Source organism: Actinacidiphila paucisporea (genome assembly GCF_900142575.1).
In the GTDB taxonomy this organism is placed as follows: domain Bacteria; phylum Actinomycetota; class Actinomycetes; order Streptomycetales; family Streptomycetaceae; genus Actinacidiphila; species Actinacidiphila paucisporea.
On record NZ_FRBI01000013.1, the window covers coordinates 54,167 to 70,745 of the forward strand.

Sequence of the window (16,579 nt, forward strand, 5' to 3'; positions counted from 1 at the left end):
CCGCACGGAGGGCAGGCACAGGGATGGGCTCAGCAGCGCACCACGGGCGGCCCGCCGCCGGTGACCTCGAACCGCCCGAGCGGCTGGTCCGTACGGTCACCGCGTGGGAGGGCGAGGCGGGCCGGGAGTGGCTGGCGCGGCTGCCCGGGTTGGTGGCGGACCGCCTCGACCGGTGGGGCCTGGCCGTGGAGCGGGTCGTCGCGGCCGGCGGCCAGATCAGCATGATCCTGCTGGTGCGCACCGAGGACGGCGAGCCCGCGGTGCTCAAGGTCGGCATGGTGAACCGGGAGACCGAGAAGGAGCACGCGGCGCTCGCGCACTGGGACGGGCGTGGCGCCGTGCGCCTGCTGCGGGCCGAGCCCGCCGAGGGCGCGATGCTGCTCGAACGGCTGCGGGCGGACGTCTCGCTGCGCTCGCTCGCGGAGCCCAAGGCCATGCTGGAGGCCGAGGGCGTGCTGCAGCGGCTGTGGGTGCCGGTGGTGGACGGGCACCCGTTCCGTACCGTCGCCGAGGCCACCGGCGAGCTGGCCGCACTGCTGCGGGAGCGGCGCTCGGCGCCCTTCGCGGCGGACGCGGGAGCGGTGATCGACGAGGCGCTGGCGGCGCAGGCCGAGCTGGCCGGCTCGGCGGACGAGGTGGAGAGCGTGCTGCTGCACGGCGACTACCACCACGGCAACGTACTGGCGGGCGAGCGGATGCCGTGGCTGGCGATCGACCCCAAGCCGCTGGCCGGGGAGCGGGCGTTCGACCTGGCGTGGCTGGCCAGGGACCGGCTGTCCACGCTGGCGGCGCAGCCCGGCTCGCGGGCCACCGCCAGGCGGCGGATCGCGAAGCTCGCCGACGCCCTGGAAGTGGACGCGGGAAGGCTGCGCGGCTGGTCGGTCTTCCGCGCCGTGGAGGCGGGCGTCTGGTACCTGTCGGTCGGCGGCCGGGACGACGGCGAGCTGCTGCTGGAGTTCGCCAGCTGGCTGTAGCGCCTCAGCGCAGCAGCGGCAGCGGGGCGCCCATCACCGCGTACGGCCGGGCGGCGCTTGGGAAGTGGACCGGCCGGGCCAGGTCGCGGTAGCCCAGGGCGCGGTAGAGCCGCCGGGCGGGGGTGTCGCCGTCGATCGCGGACAGGATGCTGCGCGGCTCGGTGGCGCCGTCGGTGATCTCGGTGATCAGCCGGCGGCCGACGCCGTGGCCCTGGAAGTCGGGCAGCACGTGGAGTTCGGTGATGACGAAGGAGTCGTCGAGCCACCCGTCGTTGCCCTCCCGGCGCAGATACGGCTGCACGACGCTGGACCACCAGTGCGTACGGTCGTTGGGCAGCCCGTACACGAAGCCGACCAGCCGCCCTTCCCCGGTCCGCGCCTCCAGCGCCCGGGCCCCCGGACAGGCCAGGTGCCGCAGGACGATCTGCCGCCGGATCGCCACTTCCTCGGGTCCGAGCCCGAAGGCGACCGCCTGCACGGCGAGGGCCTCGTCGACATGCGCGGCAAGATCGCCCGCCCCGACCACCACGTTCTCCATGGCCCGCGACACTACTGCCTTTCGACGGCCCGCTCCCCGCCGGGCGCCGCGGCAGGACGCTTCAGAACAGCACGCTCATGAAGGCGCCGACCTCGGTGAAGCCGACCCGGCGGTAGGCGGCGCGGGCCGCGGTGTTGAAGTCGTTGACGTAGAGGCTGACCACCGGGGCGACGTCGCGCAGCGCGTAGTGCAGGACGGCGGCCATGCCGGATTCTGACAGGCGGCGGCCGCGGTGCGAGGGGGCGACCCAGACGCCCTGGATCTGGCAGGTGTGACGGGTGACGGCGCCGATCTCGGCCTTGAAGACCACCTCGCCGTCCTCGATACGGGCGAAGGCCCGGCCCGTGGAGACCAGTTCGGCGACCCTGGCCTGGTAGAGCAGGCCGCCGTCGCCGGCCAGCGGCGAAACGCCGACCTCCTCGGTGAACATCGCCACGCAGGCCGGCATGATCACCTCCATCTCGTCCTTGCGCACGCGTCGCACCCGGGGGTCGGGGGCGATGTCGGCGGGCAGGGCGCGGGTGGTCATCAGCGGCTGGTGGCGGCGGATCTCGCGGGCCGGACCCCAGTGCGGCTCCAGGCGGGACCACAGCTCGGCGGTGGCGTCGGCGGGGCCGACGATGGACGAGCAGCGGCGCCCCGACCTGCGGGCGCGTTCGGCGAAGGCGGCGACCGCTTCGGGGGTGGCGCAGATCGGCACGAGGTTGGCACCGGCGTAGCACAGCGAGGTGAGCTTGCCGGCCGCGTAGAAGCCCCACATCTCGCCGCCGAGCCGCCACGGGTCGAGCCCGGCGACATTGACCCGGGAGGTGACGAACGCGTTGGCGACCGGGTCGCTGTGCAGGACGGCCAGCGCCGCGTCGAGGTCACCGGGTTCCAGGACGCGGGCAGTCGAGTGGGTCAGCACGTGGACGCCTCACCGTCTTCGCCTTCTGGTCCGCTCGTGCAGGCGGGGGATGGTCTGGGCACTTTACCTCGCACGGACGTGCCACGCCCCGCGCCGGTGGCGGCGGGACGCGGGGCGGACCGGGATCGGGCCGGTCAGGAGACGCTCACCTGGGGTTCGCCGGAGGCCACCCCGGCGTCCTCCATCTGCTCGGCCAGCTTCATGGCCTCCTCGATCAGCGTCTCGACGATCTTCGACTCGGGCACGGTCTTGATGACCTCGCCCTTGACGAAGATCTGCCCCTTGCCATTGCCGGAGGCGACGCCGAGGTCGGCCTCGCGGGCCTCGCCGGGGCCGTTGACGACGCAGCCCATCACGGCGACCCGCAGCGGCACCTCCATGCCCTCCAGACCGGCGGTGACCTGGTCGGCGAGCTTGTAGACGTCGACCTGGGCGCGGCCGCAGGACGGGCAGGAGACGATCTCCAGGCGGCGCTGGCGCAGGTTCAGCGACTCCAGGATCTGGATGCCGACCTTGACCTCCTCGGCCGGCGGGGCGGACAGCGAGACCCTGATGGTGTCGCCGATGCCCTCGGCCAGCAGCGCGCCGAAGGCGACCGCGGACTTGATGGTGCCCTGGAAGGCGGGGCCGGCCTCGGTGACGCCGAGGTGCAGCGGGTAGTCGCACTTCTGGGCGAGCAGCCGGTAGGCGGCGACCATCACGACCGGGTCGTTGTGCTTGACGGAGATCTTGATGTCGCGGAAGTCGTGCTCCTCGAACAGCGACGCCTCCCACAGCGCGGACTCGGCCAGCGCCTCGGGGGTGGCCTTGCCGTACTTCTCCAGCAGGCGGGGGTCGAGCGAGCCGGCGTTGACGCCGATCCTGATCGGGACGCCGGCGCCGGAGGCGGCCTTGGCGATCTCCCGCACCTTGTCGTCGAACTGCTTGATGTTGCCCGGGTTGACCCGGACCGCGGCGCAGCCGGCGTCGATCGCGGCGAAGACGTACTTCGGCTGGAAATGGATGTCGGCGATGACCGGGATCTGGGACTTCCTGGCGATCGTGGCCAGTGCGTCGGCGTCGTCCTGGGTCGGGCAGGCGACCCGGACGATCTGGCAGCCGGAGGCGGTCAGCTCGGCGATCTGCTGGAGGGTGGCACCGATGTCGGAGGTCCGCGTGGTGGTCATCGACTGGACGGACACCGGGGCGTCACCGCCCACGGCGACGGATCCCACCTGGATCTGACGGCTTTTGCGGCGTTCGGCGAGCTTGATCGGAACATCCGGCATACCGAGCGAAATCGCGGTCATCTGCGTGGCTTCCCCAAGGTGTGACACAAGTCCCGGCGTGGGCGGGCTCCGCTTCGAGGTTACGGCACCCGCCCCCCGTCTCTCACTCGGCTCAGGGCATTACGAACTCAGTTTGACCGGGTTGACCACATCCGCGATCAGCACCAGCAAAGTGAAGGACACAAAGATTCCGGCCACGACATAAGCGACCGGCATGAGCTTCGCCACGTCGAAGGGGCCGGGGTCGGGCTTGCGGAAGACCCGGGCGGTGTGCCGCCTGATCGACTCCCACAGCGCGCCGGCCACGTGGCCGCCGTCCAGCGGCAGCAGCGGCAGCATGTTGAACAGGAACAGCGACAGGTTGAAGCCCGCGACCAGCATCACCATGGTGGCGATCCGGTCGATGGCCGGTTCCTTCAGCGACAGGACCTCGCCGCCGACGCGGGCGGCGCCGACCACACCCATCGGGGAGTCCGCCTTGCGGGGGGCGCCCTCGAAGGTGGCCCGCCACAGGTCGGGGATGCGCTGCGGCAGCCGCAGCAGCGAGTCGACGCCCTGCCGCGCCATGTCTCCCATGTGGCTGACCGAACTGGTGAAGCTCAACGGCTCGATGCGGCTGGCCGGGCTGAAGCCGAGGAAGCCGGCGGTCACGGTGCCGTCCTGCACGTCGCCGTGGCTGTCGGTCCTGGCGACGACATTCCTGGTGATCTGCGGGTGCAGGGTGACCTGCTTGCCGTCCCGTTCGACCACGACGACGGCCGGGCCCACGCCGTTCCTGATGTCCTTGGACAGTTCCGCCCAGTTGTCGACCGGGCGGCCGTTGAACTCCAGGAACTTGTCGCCCTTGTGGAAGCCGGCGGTCTTGGCGGGCGCGACCGGGTCGGTGGGCAGGCAGGGGTTGTCCGGGTCCCGCTTGGCGGCGTCCGCCTGCGAGATCACGCAGTCGCTGACCGAGCTGACGACGGTGGTCTGCCGGGCGATGCCGATGCCCATGAAGACCGACAGGGCCAGCGCGAAGGCCAGGATCAGGTTCATGAAGGGCCCGGCGAACATCACGATGACGCGCTTCCAGGGCTTGCGCGTGTAGAACAGCCGCGTCTCGTCGCCGGGCTTCAGCTCCTCGAAGGCCGCCGAGCGGGCGTCCTCGATCATGCTGCGCCACGGCGAGGTGGAGCGGGCGGTGATCCGGCCGTCCTCGCCGGGCGGGAACATCCCGATCATGCGGATGTAGCCGCCGAGCGGGACGGCCTTGAAGCCGTATTCGGTCTCGCCCTTCTTGCGGGACCAGATGGTCGGGCCGAAACCCACCATGTACTGCGGCACGCGGATCTTGAACAGCTTGGCCGTGGAGAGGTGGCCCAGCTCGTGCCAGGCGATGGAGACCATCAGGCCCACGGCGAAAACCACTATGCCGAGGACCGTCATGAGAGCGGTCATACGCCTGTTGCCTCCGATGTCCTGGCCAGTTCCACGGCCCGGGCGCGTGCCCAGGCCTCCGCTTCGAGGACGTTCTCGACCGTCAGAGAAGTTCCCGGTTCGGGTGTGCCGTGTTCCTCGACGACCTTCGCGACCGTGTCCACGATCCCGGTGAAGGCCAGCCGGCCGGCGAGGAAGGCGTCGACGCACTCCTCGTTGGCCGCGTTGAACACCGCGGGCGCGGTGCCCCCGAGGCTACCCACATGGCGGGCCAGTGCGACCGACGGGAAGGCGTCCTCGTCGAGCGGGAAGAACTCCCACGTCGAGGCCTTCGACCAGTCGAAGGCCGGCGCGGCGTCCGGTACCCGGTCCGGCCAGCCCAGACCCAGCGCGATCGGCATCCGCATGTCGGGCGGGCTGGCCTGCGCGATCGTGGAGCCGTCGACGAATTCCACCATGGAGTGGATGTACGACTGGGGGTGCACGACGACCTCGATACGGTCGAAGGGGACGTCGTAGAGCAGGTGCGCCTCGATCACCTCAAGGCCCTTGTTGACCAGGGTCGCGGAGTTGACGGTGATGACCGGGCCCATGTCCCAGGTGGGGTGGGCGAGCGCGTCGGCGGGGGTGACCGAGGCCAGTTCCGCCCTGCTGCGCCCACGGAAGGGGCCGCCGGAGGCGGTGACGAGCAGCTTGCGCACCTCCTGGCGGCGGCCGCCCAGCATCGCCTGGAAGAGCGCGGAGTGCTCGGAGTCGACGGGCACGATCTGGCCGGGCTTCGCGAGGGCCTTCACCAGCGGGCCGCCGACGATCAGCGACTCCTTGTTGGCCAGGATCAGCACCCGGCCGGCCCGCAGCGCGGCCAGCGTGGGCCGCAGGCCGATGGAGCCGGTGATGCCGTTGAGCACGGAGTGGCACTCGAGGGCCGCCAGCTCGGTCGCGGCGCCGGGTCCGGCGATGATCTCGGGCAGCGCGGCGCCGGGCCCGTAGACCTCGGCCAGTACCTCGCGCAGCGGGCCGACGGCGGCCTCGTCGGCGACGGCGACCGTGCTCACGCCCAGCTGGCGGGCCTGCTCGGCGAGCAGCCTGACCCGGCTGCCGGCGGCGGAGACGGCGGTGACGCGGAAGCGGTCCGGGTTGCGGAGCACCACGTCGATGGCCTGGGTGCCGATCGATCCGGTGGAGCCGAGGATCACGATGTCGCGGGGGCCGCCGGCCGGGTCGCCGGCCAGGAGCGGGCGATAGTGCGGGTCTGCGAGAGCATCCGTCATGGGGCCATTGTGTCGTGCGGACGCTGCGCGCCGTCCACTGCCCCGCAAGGGCTGTGGACGGCGCACTGACGTGCGGTGCCTCAGTGCACGGGCCGGTGCACGTTGGCGGTCCTGGACGGGCCTGGCTCGGCCTCGGCGATCCAGGGGCCTTCCCTGCTGGGGTCGATGATGCCCGCTTCGAGCCACTCGGTGCCGCCGTCGAGCACCGCCTTGGTCAGGGCCCGGTCGGCGCTGTCGGTGTTGGTCCACAGCCGGGCGAACAGCTCGTCGGTGCGGACCCGCGCCTGCCGGCAGAAGGTGTCGGCGAGCTGCCGTGCCTGCGGGCCGTGGTCGCCGCTGGACCCGAGGTGCTGGGCCCGTACGCATGCGGCGCTCATCGCGAACAGCTCGGCGCCGATGTCGACGATGCGCGCGAGGAAGTTCTGCTTGGTCTCCATCCGGCCCTGCCAGCGCGACATGGCGTAGAAGGTGCAGCGGGCCAGCTTGCGCGCGCTGCGCTCCACATAGCGCAGGTGGGTGGCCAGGCCGTCGAACTCGGGGTACGAGTTCGGCAGCTGCCCGGGTCCCGCGACGAGTTTGGGCAGCCACCTGGCGTAGAAGCCGCCGGCCTTGGCGCCGGCCCTGGCCTTGTCGCCGAGGGAGGTGTCCGGGTCGATGAGGTCGCCGGCCACCGACAGGTGGGCGTCGACTGCCTCCCGGGCGATCAGCAGGTGCATGATCTCGGTGGAGCCCTCGAAGATCCGGTTGATCCGCAGGTCGCGCAGCAGCTGCTCGGCGGGGACGGCCCGCTCGCCGCGGGCGGCCAGCGAGTCGGCGGTCTCGAAGCCGCGGCCGCCGCGGATCTGCACCAGCTCGTCGGCGATCCGGCAGGCGGCCTCCGAGCCGTAGAGCTTGGCGAGGGCGGCCTCGATCCTGATGTCGTTGCGCTCCTCGTCGGCCATCTGCGAGGACAGGTCGAGCACCGCCTCCAGGGCGAAGGTGGTCGCGGCGATGTAGGCGATCTTGGAGCCGACGGCCTCGTGGTGGGCGATCGGCTTGCCCCACTGCTCGCGGGCCGCGGACCACTCCCGCGCGATCTTCAGGCACCACTTGGCGGCGCCGACGCAGCCCGCGGGCAGTGAGAGCCGGCCCGTGTTGAGCGTGGTCAGGGCGATCTTGAGGCCGGCGCCCTCGGGACCGATGCGGTTCGCGGCGGGCACCCGCACCTGGTGGAAGCGGGTGACGCCGTTCTCGAGGCCGCGCAGGCCCATGAAGGCGTTGCGGTTCTCGACGGTGATGCCCTCGGCAGCGGCCTCCACCACGAAGGCGGTGATGCCGCCCTTGTGGCCCTCGGAGGCGGGCACCCGGGCCATCACGACCAGCAGGTCGGCCACGACGCCGTTGGTCGTCCACAGCTTCACGCCGTCCAGCACGTAGTCGTCGCCGTCGGGGACCGCGGCGGTGGCGAGCCGGGCGGGGTCGGAGCCGACGTCGGGCTCGGTCAGCAGGAACGCGCTGATGTCGGTGGTGGCGCAGCGCGGCAGGAACGCCTCCTTCTGCTCCTTGGTGCCGAACATCTTCACCGGCTGCGGTACGCCGATGGACTGGTGCGCGGACAGCAGCGCGCCGATCGCGGGGCTCGCGGTGCCGACCATGGCGAGCGCCTTGTTGTAGTACACCTGGGTGAGGCCGAGCCCGCCGTAGGCGGGGTCGATCTTCATCCCCAGGGCGCCCAGCTCCTTCAGGCCCACGATCGTCTCGTCCGGGATGCGTGCCTCCCGGTCGATCCTGGCGCCGTCGATGGAGGTCTCGCAGAACTCCCGCAGCCTGGCGAGGAATTCCTCGCCCTTGGCCGTGGCCTCGGGCGTCGGCATCGGATACGGGTGGATCAGGTCGAGGCGGAATCGGCCGAGGAAGAGCTCCTTGGCGAAGCTCGGCCTGTGCCAGTCCCGCTCGCGGGCGGCCTCGGCCACCTGGCGTGCTTCGCGTTCAGAGACCTTGCGTGTTGCAGCGGGTGCGGACACGGTTGCGTCACCTCCGGGTAGCCGGTTACCGACCGGTGCTACCAGTCCGTACTACCCGAATTCCGGCGACCCCACCAGACGAGCCGTCAACGCCCGGCACCTCGCGGGGGTCTGCGAGCACCCGTCACAGGTCGAGGCCGGTGAGCACCAGCACCCTCTCGTAGGTGTAGTCCTCCATGGCGTACTTCACGCCCTCGCGCCCCGAGCCGGAGTCCTTGACGCCGCCGTAGGGCATCTGATCGGCCCGGTAGGAGGGCGCGTCGCCGATGACGACACCGCCGACCTCCAGGTCGCGGTGGGCCCGGAAGGCGAGCTGCAGGTCGTGGGTGAAGACGCCGGCCTGCAGGCCGAAGCGGGAGTCGTTCACGGCCGCGAAGGCTTCCGCGGCGCCGTTGACCCGATGGAGTGACAGGACGGGGCCGAAGACCTCCTCGGTGGCCAGCACCGCGTCAGGGGGCAGATCGGCCAGCACGGTGGGTGCGTAGCCGGCCCCGTCGCGGGTGCCGCCGGCCAGCAGCTTGGCGCCCTTGGCGACGGCGTCGTCCACCCACTGCCCGACGCGTACTGCCGCGGATTCGCTCACCAGCGGGCCGACGTCGGTGGCCTCGTCGCCCGGGTCGCCGGTGACCTGCGCGCGGACCGCGGCGACGACGCGCTCGGCCAGGGCGTCGTAGACCGCCGCGTCGGCGATGACCCGCTGCACCGATATGCAGGACTGGCCGCCCTGGTAGTTGGCGAAGGTCGCGATCCGGTTCGCCGCCCAGTCCAGGTCGGCGTCCGAGGACCAGTCGGCGAGCACCACGGCCGCCGCGTTGCCGCCCAGCTCCAGGGTGACGTGCTTGCGCGGCACCGAGTCGGCGATGGCGTGGCCCACGGTGTCGGAGCCGGTGAAGGAGATCACCGGCAGCCGCGGGTCCTCGACCAGTGCCGGCATCCGGTCGTTGGGCACCGTCAGGATGCTCCACGCACCGGCCGGCAGGCCCTCGGTCTCGGCCAGGATCTCGCCGAGCAGCAGCGCGGACAGCGGGGTCGCGGGCGCGGGCTTGAGGATGATCGGCACGCCGACCGCGAGGGCCGGGGCGACCTTGTGCGCCACCAGGTTCAGCGGGAAGTTGAAGGGCGCGATGCCCAGCACGGGGCCCCGCCCGAAGCGCCGGGTCAGCGCGAGCCGCCCGACCCCGCCCGGGTCGGTGTCGAGGCGCTGCGCCTCGCCGGAGTTGAAGCGGCGGGCCTCCTCCGCGGCCCAGCGGAAGACCGACACCGCGCGGCCGACCTCGCCCCGCGACCACTTCAGCGGCTTGCCGTTCTCCGCGGTGATGAGCCGGGCGATCTCGTCGGCGCGCTCGGCCAGCCGCTGGGAGACGTGGTCCAGCGCGGCGGCCCGCACGTGCGCGGGCGTCGCGGAGAATTCCGCCTGCGCCGCGGCCGCCGCCGCGACGGCCGCCTCGACCTGCGCCTCGTCCGGGACGCTCACCCGGCCGACCAGGGCGCCGTCCCAGGGACTGGTCACCTCGAAGGAGTCCGTGCCGGTGGCCTGCCGGCCGGCCAGCCAGAAGGCGTACGGGGCTGCGGTGGTCACGGTTCTTCCGCCCTTCGGTCGCGGGTGTCGCTGCCTGCCACGGTAGGCACCCGCGGCACCCCGCCGAGTTGTCCACGGCGGAGTACGCGTGCACCCGCGCGCTACGCAATGGCCAGCGCCGCCGCCGTGGGCCGGATGGGCCGCGTGCGCCGGAATCCGCCCCGCCCGGCGCCCGGCGGCCCTATCCTGGCGCCCCGGCACGGGGAGGGGACGGGCGGATGGCGCAGACGGTCACGATCGCACTGGACGACGGCTCGACGGTGGAGGCGGAGATCGTCGGCGAGGTGCCCTTCCAGCACCCCGACGACTCGGGGGCCTACGACGACGTCGGCGTACGCTCCCGGGCCGCGGCCATGGGGTCCGCCGTCACCCTGACCCTGGAAGGCGTCCGCGACACCGTGCGCAGCGTCGGCCGCTGGGCCGCGCAGACCATCACCGAGGGCGGCGCCGCCGGCTCCCCCGACTCCTTCGAGGTGGAGTTCGGCCTCAAGCTCGCCGTGAAGTCGGGCCAGCTGCTCGGCGTCATCGCCGAGGCCGGCACCGAGGCGGGCCTGACCGTGCGGATGTCCTGGGACCTCGCCGCGCGCCGTGCCGCCGCCCCTCCCGGCGGCACGGGGGCGACACCGGCGCCGTAACGCCTCGCCGCGCCCCTTCAGGCGCCGGCCTCCGCCTGGGTCTTGAGGGCCAGCCACAGCTCCATGCGCACGTCGGGGTCGTCCAGGGAGCGGCCGAGGATCTCCTCGACCCGCCGCATCCGGTAGCGCAGCGTGTGCCGGTGCACCCCGAGGTCGGCCGCCGCCGCGTCCCACTGGCCGTGGTGCGACAGCCAGGCGTGCAGCGAGGCGACCAGGTCGCCGCGCGAGGTGGCGTCGTGCTCGCGCAGCGGCCGCAGCAGGCCCTCGGCGAAGGCCCGTACGGCGTCGTCGGCGAGCAGCGGCACCACCGAACCGGCGCCGACCTCGCCGTGCTCGACCAGGTTGCGGCCCCTGCGGACCGCGACGGCCAGCGCCTGCTCGGCCTGCCGGTTCGCCTCGGGCACCTCCTCGGGCGGGACGGCCGCCGACAGCCCCGCGGCCAGCGCGTCCTCGGCCTCGGCCAGGTCGGCCGCCGCGGCCAGCGAGGTGGCGCCCTGCGCGGCCAGCACGATCAGCCGGGCCTCCTCGTGGATCACCAGCAGCGGGTCGCCGGAGCGGGCGGCGGCGGAGTCGACGCGCTCGGCCAGCCGGGTCAGCGCCTCGGGGCCGCGCTGGGCGTCGCTGGGCTCGGCGATCAGCACCCGCACCGGGTGGTCGAGCAGGCTGCGGTAGAGCGCGCCGGCGACGCTGCGGGCGTGGCCGGCCTCGCCCGCGAGCAGCATCCGCAGCAGGGCCGCGGCCAGCCGGCTGTGTGCGTCCTGGAGGGCGCGGGACTGCTCCAGCGACAGCGTCAGCAGGGCGACGGCGCCGTGCACCACGTAGCGCGCCGAGGTGTCGAGGCGTTCCTCGGTGCCGACCGCGAGGTAGCCGCGCGGGCGGCGCCCGGTGCCCAGCGACTGGATCTCGACCCGGTCCTCGCTGCCCGCGGGCCCCGCGACGGCGGCCCCGGCCGGCCCCTGGATCTCCCGCAACCGGTCGATCTCGCCGGCCAGCCGGGCGGCGCGGCGGCCCGCCCAGTCCGGGGCGGCGGCCACCACGGCGCCCGAGGCGTCGTAGAGCGCCGCCCAGCCGTCGAGGTGGGCGGCGAGCCGGGTCAGCAGCGCGGCCGTGCCGTCGGGGGCGAGCGCCGCCCGGGTCAGCTCGCGCTGGGCGTCGAAGCCCGCGGTCACCGCCTTGTAGCGCTCGGCGGCGAGCGCGGCGGAAACCGTCTTGCTGATCGCGATGAAAGGTGTCCTGCGCGGCACTTCGAGCAGCGGCAGCCCGGCCCGCTCGGCGGCCGCCACCAGGGCCTCGGGCACCGTGTCGTGCCCCACCCCGACGCCGAAGCCCAGCCCGACGACCTTCGCGGCGGTCAGCCGCCGCACATACCCGCGCATCGCCTGCGGGTCGCCGACCTCCAGTTTGAGCCCGGTGGTCAGCAGCAGCTCGCCGCCCTCCAGATACGGGCCCGGGTCGTCCAGTTCGCTGGTGTGCACCCAGCGGACCTCCGCGTCCAGCCGGTCCTTGCCGGCGAGGACGGTCAGCTTGAGCGCCGAGTGCTGCACGAGGGACGCGAGGGTGAGCGGCATACGGACCAGATACCGGCAATCGCTGGATTTTGGCCGACCGGGAGTGGTCGCCCCCTCCAATTGTGCCGCACCGTACAGCCCGCCCCCTCAGCCCCGCGTCACCCCCGCAGATCCACCAGGATCGGCGGGGCGTGCTCCCCGGTCGTCGCCGTCAACGACAGCACCGCGTGCCCGGCGGGCACCGCATGCGCCAGATCCGAAGCGGACCAGCGCTCGCGCTCGACCTCGCGGACGGTGACGGCGTCGGCGGTGACGACGTGGCCGGTGATCACTCGGCGCGCCACACGGCTGATCCGCTGCGCCATGTCGCCGGACTGATCGGCGCGGGTGATCTCCCGGGTCTCCACCCGGGTGGTCCCCCAGGACTCGGCGAAGAACCTGCCGTCCCAGGCGGTGACCCCGGCCAGCGACATACGGCAGCCGGCGGCCGCGACCAGCGGGCCGCGCAGGTGCTCCTGCACGTCGTCCAGTGTGCGCAGGCCCAGGAGCATGCCCGCCCGGGTGGACGGCAGGGACGCAAGGGCGCGGACGGTCTCCGCGCTGACGGCCTGGCCGACGTCGTCGACGATCAGACCCACGAACCGGGACGCGGCGCGGCGGCCGCGGACGGCGGTGGTGAACTGGGCGACCAGCAGCCGGACGAGGACCCGGCAGGCTTCGGCGTGGCCTCTTTCCGGCAGCTCGATCCGGACCCGGATGGGGTGGGCCAGCGCCGCCTCCATGGAGAACAACCCGGTTCGCCCGGAGCCACCGAAGGACTCGGCGAAGGCCGGCCGGTCGAGCAGGGCGATCCGGTTGGCCAGGTCGCTGCCGATGTCACCGGGGCGGGTGGACTGCCGCTGCCTGGCGTCGAGTTCGCGCAGCAGCGCGGACGCGCCCGCCTCGTGCACCGAGCGGCGCAGGTCCTCGTACGCCTCGGGCGACCCGTCCAGCAGTTCGCGGAGCACCGCCACCGTGGGAAAGCCGCCGTGGGCGGCGGCGTACGGACCGAGCAGCTGGCCGAGGGCGGCGGCCGCGCGGCGCTGGTCGGCCTCCGGGCCGTCGACGAGTGCTTCGGCGAGCAGCGACGCGGCCAGGTCGGGGTCGGTGGTGCCGCCGTACAGGTCCAGGCCGTAGCGGGAGGCGGGATCGCCGAGCGATATCACGACGTCGTACGCCTCGTGCGGCCCCAGGTCGGTGTCCGCGCCCGCCACCGCGACCACGGCGGCGGTGCCGGTGAGCGCCTGAAGGCACAGCGACTCCGCCACCGGGCGCATGATCCGGTGGGTCTTGTCGGCTCCGGGAGGACCGACGACGAGCAGGCCGGTGCCGAGCAGCCCGGGGTCCAGGGCCATGCCGGAGCCGCGGTACGCGAAGGGGTTGCGCTCGTCCTCGACGCCGCGGCCGATCCTGACCTGGCTGCCGAGCAGGTCGTGCGGTGCCGCGCGGAAGGCCAGGTCGCGCTCGCCGGACGGGTGGAGGCAGGCGCCGCCACCGAGCCGCAGCACCGCGTCGGTGAATTCGGCGACACCCCGGGGGCGCCGCCCGGCCTCCTTCCACGCGTGCCGGATCCGGACACAGTCGACGTCGTTCATCCGGCCGAGGCTCACCTCGCGGGCCAGCTGTTCAGCCACGTCGGAGCGGCCGGCCGCGCGCAGCTCAGGCCAGTCGGCCGGTGTCGCGTCGAAGGGGGTGGCGGCGGGGGCCGGGATCTGGGGGCGCTGCTCGGGGCGCGACGAGGTCCCGTGCTCCGGCTTCTGCCCGAGGAGCCCGAACCAGTCGCCGTACTTGGCGCAGGGCCAGGCGATCAGCACGGCGACGAGGGCATAGATGCTGTAGGAGACCGCGGCTGCCCGGTCGGGATCGCCGCCACCGCTTATCCACGAGAACGGGAAGAGGTCGAGCACGGCGTCGAGGATGGGGACGTAGCCGGTCCAGCTGAGCTGCCAGACCACGACCCCCGCGGCGAGCGCGAACCAGGCCCGCCGGGTGCGCGTGTCGAGATAGCGGCGCGCCACCTCGGGCCAGTCGCCGAGCTTGCCGAAGATCCAGACCATCACGGCCGCCGACAGCACGCTGTAGAGGTTCTGCGTGAAGACCTCGGGGCGGGTGAGGTGGCCGCTGATCGACCAGCTGTGCGGGCTCAGCACGTGAAGCGGGAACTGCCACCACGAGAGGAAGCCGTTATTGCGCAGTGACCAGACGAGGACACCGGCCAGGAAGGCCAGCACAGCCCGGCTGATGACCCGGCTGTCCGGGACCCGGCCGGGCTCCGAGGGCACGTGCCCGTACGCGTACACGCCCGGCGCGTCGGACACCCGGGGGGTGCGCAGCCAGCGTTCGACGGCGGAGAGGGGCGGCGCCTGCGCCGGGACCGGCGGCGGGACGGCGGGACGCGGCACCGGAGAGCCCGCGGGGGCGGCCGGTCCGTGGCCGTAGCTTTGCGTGCCCTCGTAATCCATGGCATCCATGGCGCGTCTGCCCCTCGTCGCCGCCGATGCGCACAATGTAGTCGAGCCGCTACACCCAAAGAAAGGATCTTGGCCGGACGCCCGCCCGGCCGGTTTCCGGGCGGCCCCGCCGCCGGAGGCGCCGGCACTGGCCGATCCGGCGAAGACCCGCCGGTCAGTGCGACCGTTCGGCGTATGCGGGGGCGGGTGGGGCGGCCTAGCCTCGGGGGAGGTCCGGATGGAGCTGGGTCGAGGAATTCGAGGAGAATGCCCGTCATGAGCGAATTGCCGCAGGAGCGCAGGCTGGTCACCGCCGTGCCGGGGCCGAAGTCGCGGGAGTTGTCGGCCAGGAAGTCGGCGGCGGTCGCGGACGGGGTGGGGGTCACGCTGCCGGTGTACGTCACGCGGGCGGGCGGCGGGATCGTCGAGGACGTGGACGGGAACCGGCTGATCGACTTCGGGTCGGGCATCGCGGTGACGTCGGTGGGCAACAGCGCGCCCGCGGTGGTCCGCCGGGCCACCGAGCAGCTGGCCGACTTCACCCACACCTGCTTCATGATCACGCCCTACGAGGGCTACGTGGCGGTCGCCGAGCAGCTCAACGCGCTGACCCCCGGCGACCACGCCAAGAAGTCCGCGCTGTTCAACTCCGGCGCCGAGGCGGTGGAGAACGCGGTGAAGATCGCCCGCTCCTACACCAAGCGCCAGGCGGTGGTGGTCTTCGACCACGGCTACCACGGCCGCACCAACCTGACGATGGCGCTGACGGCGAAGAACATGCCGTACAAGGAGGGCTTCGGCCCCTTCGCACCCGAGGTCTACCGGGTGCCGCTGGCGTACGGCTACCGCTGGCTGACCGGCCCGGAGCACGCGGCGCGGGAGGCCGCGGAGCAGGCGATCGACATGATCACCAAGCAGATCGGCGCGGAGCACGTCGCGGCGATCGTGATCGAGCCGATCTCGGGCGAGGGCGGTTTCATCGAGCCGGCGAAGGGCTTCCTGCCGCGGATGGCGCAGTTCGCCAAGGACAACGGGATCGTCTTCGTCGCCGACGAGATCCAGACCGGCTTCTGCCGGACCGGGCAGTGGTTCGCGTGCGAGGACGAGGGCGTGGTGCCCGACCTGATCACCACCGCCAAGGCGCTCGCGGGCGGGCTGCCGCTGGCGGCGGTCACCGGGCGGGCCGAGATCATGGACGCGGCCCACACGGGCGGCCTGGGCGGCACCTACGGCGGCAACCCGGTGGCGTGCGCGGCGGCGCTGGGCGCGATCGAGACGATGAAGGAGCTGGACCTCGCCGCGCGGGCGCGGCGGATCGGCGAGATCATGACGCCGCGGCTGCGGGCGCTGCAGGAGAAGTACCCGGCGATCGGCGAGGTCCGCGGGCGGGGCGCGATGATCGCGGTGGAGCTGGTGCGGCCCGGCGGCAAGGAGCCGGACGCGGCCCTGACGAGCGCGGTGGCCAAGGCGTGTCATGCAAATGGCCTTGTGGTGCTCACCTGTGGGACGTACGGCAACGTACTTCGTTTCCTGCCGCCGCTGGTCATCGGGGAGGATCTGCTCAACGAGGGTCTCGACATCATCGAGGAGGCCTTCGCCGGCGTGTGACGACGGCAGGAGGCGGGGGCTCGTGAAGAACGTGTGGGGGCCTGATGGCGGACGGGTGAGCGGACGCCTCGCGGCCCCCGCGGTGACGTACGGTTTCACCGGAACACCCCGCTCGCGGTCGGCTCCTTCGGAGTCGGCGACGAGTGACAACGGGCCGGTGATTCCCCATCACCGGCACGGCAGTGCCCTCGCGCACGAAACCGCCGGGTCCGATGGTGGCCCCGGTACACCTCGCCGATCGGTCGGCCGTTCGTCCCACACCCCCCGGGACGAGCGGTGCGGCGATCGCCATGGCCGCCCCGGAACTGTCCCCCCTGTTCCGGGGCGGCGTTCTGCTGTTCCGGCGCTCAGCGGGCTGGGTGCGGTCTTCGCCGCCGGCGTCG

General features: G+C 72.9%; 12 protein-coding genes. 3 read left to right on the forward strand and 9 right to left on the reverse strand.

The window, feature by feature from the left end; all coding sequences use genetic code 11:
* The first annotated feature begins 23 nt into the window (after positions 1 to 23).
* Positions 24 to 974, forward strand: a complete 951-nt coding sequence (locus BUE44_RS20090) for an aminoglycoside phosphotransferase family protein (protein WP_073500353.1) — start codon at positions 24 to 26, stop codon at positions 972 to 974.
* A gap of 4 nt (positions 975 to 978) precedes the next feature.
* Here the strand turns inward: BUE44_RS20090 and BUE44_RS20095 are convergent, their stop codons facing one another.
* The 7 genes from BUE44_RS20095 to BUE44_RS20125 all read right to left on the reverse strand — a co-directional run bounded on the left by BUE44_RS20095 (position 979) and on the right by BUE44_RS20125 (position 9,956).
* A complete protein-coding gene (locus BUE44_RS20095) occupies positions 979 to 1,512 on the reverse strand; it encodes a GNAT family N-acetyltransferase (RefSeq protein ID WP_073500354.1) in 534 nt (177 codons plus the stop codon).
* Positions 1,513 to 1,573: 61 nt separating this feature from the next.
* Positions 1,574 to 2,419, reverse strand: a complete 846-nt coding sequence (locus tag BUE44_RS20100; protein ID WP_073500355.1) for a GNAT family N-acetyltransferase — start codon at positions 2,417 to 2,419, stop codon at positions 1,574 to 1,576.
* Positions 2,420 to 2,553: 134 nt separating this feature from the next.
* Entirely contained in the window at positions 2,554 to 3,708 is a 1,155-nt protein-coding gene (gene ispG, locus BUE44_RS20105) for a flavodoxin-dependent (E)-4-hydroxy-3-methylbut-2-enyl-diphosphate synthase (protein ID WP_073500356.1), read from the reverse strand.
* Between the two features lie 99 nt (positions 3,709 to 3,807).
* Positions 3,808 to 5,124, reverse strand: a complete 1,317-nt coding sequence (locus tag BUE44_RS20110) for a M50 family metallopeptidase (protein WP_073500357.1) — start codon at positions 5,122 to 5,124, stop codon at positions 3,808 to 3,810.
* Positions 5,121 to 6,374, reverse strand: coding sequence for a 1-deoxy-D-xylulose-5-phosphate reductoisomerase (gene dxr, locus BUE44_RS20115; protein ID WP_073500358.1), 1,254 nt, complete (start codon positions 6,372 to 6,374; stop codon positions 5,121 to 5,123). Before dxr ends, BUE44_RS20110 begins: the two co-directional genes overlap by 4 nt.
* 80 nt (positions 6,375 to 6,454) lie before the next feature.
* Complete coding sequence (locus tag BUE44_RS20120) at positions 6,455 to 8,377, reverse strand: acyl-CoA dehydrogenase family protein (RefSeq protein ID WP_073500359.1); 1,923 nt, start codon at positions 8,375 to 8,377, stop codon at positions 6,455 to 6,457.
* Positions 8,378 to 8,501: 124 nt separating this feature from the next.
* Complete coding sequence (locus BUE44_RS20125; protein WP_073500360.1) at positions 8,502 to 9,956, reverse strand: aldehyde dehydrogenase family protein; 1,455 nt, start codon at positions 9,954 to 9,956, stop codon at positions 8,502 to 8,504.
* A gap of 218 nt (positions 9,957 to 10,174) precedes the next feature.
* Between BUE44_RS20125 and BUE44_RS20130 the strand changes: the two genes are divergently transcribed.
* Positions 10,175 to 10,591 carry a CU044_2847 family protein gene (locus tag BUE44_RS20130; protein WP_073500361.1) on the forward strand — a complete coding sequence of 139 codons (417 nt, stop codon included), beginning with the start codon at positions 10,175 to 10,177 and terminating at the stop codon, positions 10,589 to 10,591.
* A 17-nt stretch (positions 10,592 to 10,608) separates the two neighbouring features.
* Here BUE44_RS20130 and BUE44_RS20135 read toward each other — a convergent pair whose 3' ends face one another.
* Both BUE44_RS20135 and BUE44_RS20140 read right to left on the reverse strand, forming a co-directional pair.
* The gene (locus BUE44_RS20135) at positions 10,609 to 12,159 is read right to left on the reverse strand and encodes a PucR family transcriptional regulator (protein ID WP_073500362.1); all 1,551 of its coding nucleotides are present in this window, start codon (positions 12,157 to 12,159) and stop codon (positions 10,609 to 10,611) included.
* A gap of 98 nt (positions 12,160 to 12,257) precedes the next feature.
* Entirely contained in the window at positions 12,258 to 14,609 is a 2,352-nt protein-coding gene (locus BUE44_RS20140; RefSeq protein WP_235002287.1) for a type IV secretory system conjugative DNA transfer family protein, read from the reverse strand.
* 255 nt (positions 14,610 to 14,864) lie between these two features.
* Here BUE44_RS20140 and gabT point away from each other — a divergent pair, with 255 nt between their 5' ends.
* Complete coding sequence (gabT, locus tag BUE44_RS20145) at positions 14,865 to 16,196, forward strand: 4-aminobutyrate--2-oxoglutarate transaminase (protein WP_073500364.1); 1,332 nt, start codon at positions 14,865 to 14,867, stop codon at positions 16,194 to 16,196.
* The last annotated feature ends 383 nt before the right edge of the window (positions 16,197 to 16,579 follow it).